This is a genomic window from Bradyrhizobium sp. STM 3843 (assembly GCF_000239815.1).
In the GTDB taxonomy this organism is placed as follows: domain Bacteria; phylum Pseudomonadota; class Alphaproteobacteria; order Rhizobiales; family Xanthobacteraceae; genus Bradyrhizobium.
Genome location: NZ_CAFK01000182.1, coordinates 1 through 5,625 on the forward strand (window position 1 = coordinate 1; position 5,625 = coordinate 5,625).

The window sequence follows — 5,625 nt, forward strand, 5'->3', positions numbered from 1 at the left end:
CGGGCGCGCCGCCTGCGATGGCCACTCGGCCGCCGCCGCAGGTCGCAGCTCCGCTTCCCGCGCCGCCGCCGCCGACCCCGCAGCAGCTGACGCCGATTGCGCCCGGCGCCCAGGCGCCCGGTCCGCAGCGGCTGGAGGACTTCCGCGCCCAGCGCCGCGAGGTGCAGGAAGGCGGCCGTACCGTGATCTTCGAGCCGGGTCGCGTCATCGTGCGCGATCCGAGCGGGCAGGAATTCGTCCGCCACGACGAACTCGAGCGCTTCCGCTACGGCGCGCGGGACATCCGCGTCCTCCAGGAACACGGCGAGACCCGCACCGTCGTGATCCGCCCGGACGGCAGCGAGATCGTCACGGTCACCGCGCCGGACGGACGGCTGCTGCGCCGGATCCGCAGGGATCCGGGCGGTCGCGAGTTCATCATCATCGACAACACCTATCGCGATCCCGCCGCGGTCGGCGGCTTCTATGTCGACTTGCCGCCGCCGGTGATTCGCATCCCGTATGATCGCTACATCGTGGATGCCGCCGAGGCGCCGCCGGATGTCATCTACGACACGCTGGAAGCCCCGCCGGTCGAACGCGTCGAGCGCCGCTATTCGCTCGACGAGATCCGCTACAGCCCGTCGGTCCGGCAGCTGATGCCCTCGATCGACCTCAACACCGTGAACTTCGACACCGGATCATGGGAGGTCTCCCCTGACCAGGCGGCGAAGCTGCAGGTGATTGCCGACGGTCTCAACCGTTCGATCCAGCGCAACCCGCGCGAGGTGTTCCTGATCGAAGGGCATACCGATGCGGTCGGAAACGACACCGACAATCTCTCGCTGTCGGATCGCCGCGCCGAATCGGTGGCGACGCTGTTGACGCAGCAATTCGGCGTGCCTGCCGAAAACCTGACGTCGCAGGGCTACGGCTCGCAATATCTCAAGGAGCAGACCTCCGGCCCGAGCCGCCTCAATCGCCGCGTGACGGTGCGCCGCATCACGCCGCTGTTGAACGGCGGGCAGGCTTCGCTGCCGCCGCCTCCTCCCGGCATCGCGCCGCCGCGGTAAGAGCTGCATCCTCGGTCCCGACCGCACGCAAGGCGGGACCCACGTAAACAAAACGGCCGGGAGCGATCCCGGCCGTTGTTGTTTGAGGCAAGCTCGTGCGAAGTCGTGCAGCGGAGCGGCTCAGCCCTGGCAGCGCGGCGCGGCATTGGCGGACACGAGAAAGCGCGCGATCGGATCCAGCTGCCGGCAAGGCACGGCGGCAGCCTTCACGGGCTCTGCACCTCGCTTCGCCGGCACACGCGCGACGGCCTTGACCCGCACGGTCGATCGCGCCCGATGCGTCGATCCTCCCTGCGCTCTCGCGGACGCGGCCCGCACCGTGGTGGAGAGAAGCGGCAGCATCGCAGTGCCGTCGCTGTCCGCCTGAGGCGGTGCCATGTTGCGGTCGGTCTCGGTCAACGTGTCCACGCCTGGAATGGGAGCTCGGTCCAACGACGCCCCCAAATCGACTTGCGGATCCGACGAGGTCGATACTGCAGCTGACACCACCTTGGTGGCCAACAGGCCGGCGATCATCGCCAGACAAAGACCGGCTACCCAAATTGTTCTGATCACGATGCGACCCCCGTCACGCCGCGCCTGAGATTGCGAGAGAGCCCCTTCCCGCGAATCGCGCTAGCTGTAATCAACCTTAAGAAAGGGTTACTCGCAATGCTCGTGCGGGTTTTGTGCCGCCTTGTCCGTGAACGTAGTTAACGTCCAGTCCGCGTGTACGACTGTGTGCAGTAATTATACGGATGTCGGCAGAAGACCAGTTCGCATCAGGGAGCAAACGTCGTTTGGCTCCATGAGGCCGCTTCGGCGGGGCGGCAGAATCGTCGCAGCTCAAAACAACAAGTCACGTTCGTGCCCGCGATTAGTTTCAAACATCACATTAAATTATGCGTCGAAACTGGATCGAAAAGCTTCCCGTAGCTCCGCCCGACACGATGCGACGGATATCACCGCGAGACAACGCATCGATGTCGCAATCCACCTGTCGCGCCGGCCTTGCCGGTTGCTTAAACCATTCGGGAGCTATCGATGTCGAAGCGCATTGCCTTCTTGTCTGCTGCCGCCTTCAGCGCGCTCGCGCTGACCTCAACATTCGTCGCGCCCGCGCGCGCCGAAGAGAAGACCGTGATGGTCGGCGGTGCCGCGATGTATCCGTCCAAGAACATCATTCAGAACGCAGTCAACTCGAAGGACCACACGACGCTGGTTGCGGCCGTGAAGGCGGCTGGTCTGGTCGAGACGCTCCAGGGCAAGGGCCCGTTCACGGTGTTCGCGCCGACCAATGCCGCCTTCGGCAGGCTGCCGGCCGGCGCCGTCGACAGCCTGGTCAAGCCGGAGAACAAGGCGACCTTGACCAAGATCCTCACCTATCACGTGGTCGCCGGCAGATATGACGCCTCCGACCTCACGGACGGCAAGATGCTGAAGACGGTCGAGGGCGAGCCGCTCACCGTCAAGCACAAGGACGGCAAGATCTGGATCATCGATGCCAAGGGCGACAGCTCGATGGTCTCGATCTCCAACGTCCACCAGTCCAACGGTGTCATCCATGTGGTCGACACCGTGCTGATGCCGGCCTCGTAACCCCGCTGGCATCCGTTCCCCCGCCTCACGGATGCGCGGCTGGCGAGCCGGGACACTGTTCCGGCTCGCCTTTTCGTGAACGCCATAGATTCTGCCTATCGTTTTGATCGCTACCGGGGTGTAACGAAGCCGGTAATGCGCGCGTATACTCGAAGACGAATGTGAGCGACGGAGCCAGACCGCTAATGTCCAGCACCATGACCAGCGCCACCCCCACTCTCGACACCATGGGCGAAGTCAGCGCAAAACCGACCAAGGTGATCCAGCCCGCCTGGGTTCGAGTTATGCATTGGATCAACGCGGTCGCGATGATCCTGATGATCATGTCGGGCTGGCAGATCTACAACGCCTCGCCGCTGTTCAATTTCCGCTTCGATCACAGTGTCACGCTCGGCGGCTGGCTCGGCGGTGCGCTGCTCTGGCACTTCGCCGCGATGTGGCTGCTGATGCTCAACGGGCTGGCCTACCTGATCACGGGTCTTGCGACCGGCCGCTTCCGCAGCAAGCTGTTGCCGATCACGCCGGGCGGCGTGTTCGGTGATCTCAAGGCGGCGCTGACCTTCAAGCTCGCGCATGATGATCTCACCATCTACAATTCGGTGCAGAAGCTGCTCTACGCCGGGATTATCGTGGTCGGCATCGTCACCGTGCTCACAGGGTTGTCGATCTGGAAGCCGGTGCAGCTGCACTGGCTGGTGGCGCTGTTCGGCGATTATCCAACCGCGCGCGTCATTCATTTCGTCTGCATGTCGCTGATCTGCGCCTTCCTGATCGTCCATGTCGCGCTCGCGCTGCTGGTGCCGAAGAGCCTGCGTGCGATGATCATCGGGCGCTAGGCATGATCCCGAAAACTGGGAACCGGTTTTCGGAATGAGATCATGCCCAAAATAACTGTCGAGGAGATCGATTCATGAGCCGCATGCGCAAGCTTCTCATTCCCGGCGTCGATAAGAAGCTCCTGGTCAAGGATGCGACCAAGCTGATGCCCGATCTCACCCGCCGCCGCTTCATCTCCGGGGGCGCCAGCCTCGGCGCGCTCACGCTGCTGACCGGGTGCGACGTGCTCGACAGCGACTCGGCCGAGTCGCTACTAGCGCAGGTTTCCAAATTCAATGACGCCGTGCAGGCCTGGCTGTTCAACCCGGACGCGCTGGCGCCGACCTTCCCGGAGAGCATGATCACCAAGCCGTTCCCGTTCAACGCTTATTACGATCTCGACGAGGCGCCCGAGGTCGACGGCAAGGACTGGAAGCTCGAGGTGCGCGGTCTCGTCGACAACAAGAAGTCCTGGACTCTGGACGAACTCTACGCGCTGCCCCAGGTCAAGCAGGTGACGCGGCACATCTGTGTCGAAGGCTGGAGCGCGATCGGAAGCTGGACCGGGACGCCGCTGCGCGACTTCCTGAAGCTGATCGGGGCCGATACGCGCGCGAAATACGTCTGGTTCCAATGCGCCGACAAGGACGGCTACAACTCGCCGCTGGATATGCGCACCGCGCTGCACCCGCAGACCCAGATGACCTTCAAGTTCGGCGACGAGATCCTGCCGCGCGCCTACGGCTTTCCGATGAAGATCCGCGTGCCGACCAAGCTCGGCTTCAAGAACCCGAAATACGTGCTCTCGATGGAAGTCACCAACGAGTACAAGGGCGGCTACTGGGAGGACCAGGGCTACAATTCGTTCAGCGGGAGCTGATGATCGCGGCCGATCTGATCCGCGCCATAGCCGTAACCTCTCCTGTCGTCCCTGCGAACGCAGGGACCCATAACCACAGGGTCGAGTTGCTGGGCGTGATATCAGCCGCGTGCCCTTTCCAGACATCACGCGGTCTGGGTCCCGGCGTTCGCCGGGACGACACCGGAAGGTGTTGAAGCGGCTCTGTGCTACACGTTCTTCTTCAACTTCCCTTGCATCGCCGCCAGCAATGCCGCGAGCAGCAGCAGCGCGGCCGAGACGGCGAGCGCAGCATCGAGGCTGCCGAGCGCATCGGTGATGGCGCCGACCGCCAGCGGACCCAAGGTCTGGCCGATGCCGAACACGATGGTCAGCGCAGCAATCGCGGGCGCCCACGCGGCCGGCGGCGTGTTGAAGCGGACGAAAGCCGTGGTCGTCGTGGTCACGGCGGAGAACGCAAGGCCGAACACGACGGCCGACAGCGCGAGCAGCAGCGGCGCGTGCCCCAGCATTGGCAGGCCGGCGCCGATGGCATTGACGGTCAGCAGGATCGCCGTCGACAGGCCGCCACGGTCCAGGATCAGCACGCGCCGCCAGACCCAGGGCGTCGTGAAACCGGCGAGCCCGATCAGGCACCAGAAGCCGGCCTGCGCGGCTGCGCCCGCGCCGAGATCGCGGACATAGGCGATCATGAAGGTCAGATAGGCGATGTAGCCGGCACCGTAGAGAAAGTAGCTCAGGAGGTAGACCGCCATCGGCCGCAGCGAGAAGCGCTCACCGCTGCCGTCCGCGACGGCGGGCGCAGCCGGAATCGGCGTCAGCAGCAGAGGGATAGTCAGCACGGCGCCGAGTGCCGTCAGTGCCAGCCACACGATCCACCACGAGCCGGGACCGAAGGCCTGCAGCACGAACGGCGCAATCAGCCCGGAGGCAACGATGCCGAGCGGAGGTCCGGCATAGAACAGGCTGAGGATGAAGCTCGCGCGCTCTGGCACGGATTGCGCGACCCGGGCGGCCAAGGCGCCTCCGGCGACGAAGGCCACGCCGGCGCCGATGCCGGCCACGAGGCGCGCGAGGCTCAGGATGATAAAATTGTCGCTTCCGGCACACACCGCGAGCGAGGCCAATGCCGCCAGCGTTCCGCTCCGGACGACGGCCGACCAGCCCGCCCAGCGGATCAGCCGCGACGCGATCAATGCGCCGAGCAGATAGCCCGCCGCATTGACGGTGTTCATGAACCCCGCGGCCGAATAGGACCAATGCAGCGTCTCCAGCATGTCCGGCAGCACCAGCGCATAGGCGAAGCGGCCGATGCCGAGG

6 protein-coding genes are annotated in these 5,625 nt (G+C 64.7%); 4 read left to right on the plus strand and 2 right to left on the minus strand.

What is annotated here, in order from left to right; translation table 11 throughout:
• The coding region (locus tag BRAS3843_RS19210) for an OmpA family protein (protein ID WP_050886474.1) at positions 1-1,052 on the plus strand (1,052 nt) is incomplete at its 5' end.
• A 120-nt stretch (positions 1,053-1,172) separates the two neighbouring features.
• Here the strand turns inward: BRAS3843_RS19210 and BRAS3843_RS19215 are convergent.
• Complete coding sequence (locus tag BRAS3843_RS19215; protein WP_244425401.1) at positions 1,173-1,607, minus strand: hypothetical protein; 435 nt, start codon at positions 1,605-1,607, stop codon at positions 1,173-1,175.
• A 468-nt stretch (positions 1,608-2,075) separates the two neighbouring features.
• Here BRAS3843_RS19215 and BRAS3843_RS19220 point away from each other — a divergent pair, with 468 nt between their 5' ends.
• From BRAS3843_RS19220 to BRAS3843_RS19230, 3 genes are all read left to right on the plus strand, one after another.
• Positions 2,076-2,630 carry a fasciclin domain-containing protein gene (locus BRAS3843_RS19220; RefSeq protein WP_008970666.1) on the plus strand — a complete coding sequence of 185 codons (555 nt, stop codon included), beginning with the start codon at positions 2,076-2,078 and terminating at the stop codon, positions 2,628-2,630.
• Between the two features lie 197 nt (positions 2,631-2,827).
• Positions 2,828-3,466 carry a cytochrome b/b6 domain-containing protein gene (locus BRAS3843_RS19225; RefSeq protein ID WP_008970667.1) on the plus strand — a complete coding sequence of 213 codons (639 nt, stop codon included), beginning with the start codon at positions 2,828-2,830 and terminating at the stop codon, positions 3,464-3,466.
• A 74-nt stretch (positions 3,467-3,540) separates the two neighbouring features.
• Positions 3,541-4,326 carry a molybdopterin-binding protein gene (locus BRAS3843_RS19230; RefSeq protein WP_008970668.1) on the plus strand — a complete coding sequence of 262 codons (786 nt, stop codon included), beginning with the start codon at positions 3,541-3,543 and terminating at the stop codon, positions 4,324-4,326.
• A gap of 188 nt (positions 4,327-4,514) precedes the next feature.
• Here the strand turns inward: BRAS3843_RS19230 and BRAS3843_RS19235 are convergent.
• Positions 4,515-5,625, minus strand: a 1,111-nt coding sequence (locus tag BRAS3843_RS19235) for a YbfB/YjiJ family MFS transporter (protein ID WP_035982187.1), incomplete at its 5' end; no start/stop codon positions are given.

What these genes read in the sequence shown, in the direction of transcription:
- BRAS3843_RS19220 (WP_008970666.1), top strand. Translation starts at nt 2,076, where the DNA reads ATGTCGAAGCGCATTGCCTTCTTGTCTGCTGCCGCCTTCAGCGCGCTC.
- BRAS3843_RS19225 (WP_008970667.1), top strand. Translation starts at nt 2,828, where the DNA reads ATGACCAGCGCCACCCCCACTCTCGACACCATGGGCGAAGTCAGCGCA.
- BRAS3843_RS19230 (WP_008970668.1), top strand. Translation starts at nt 3,541, where the DNA reads ATGAGCCGCATGCGCAAGCTTCTCATTCCCGGCGTCGATAAGAAGCTC.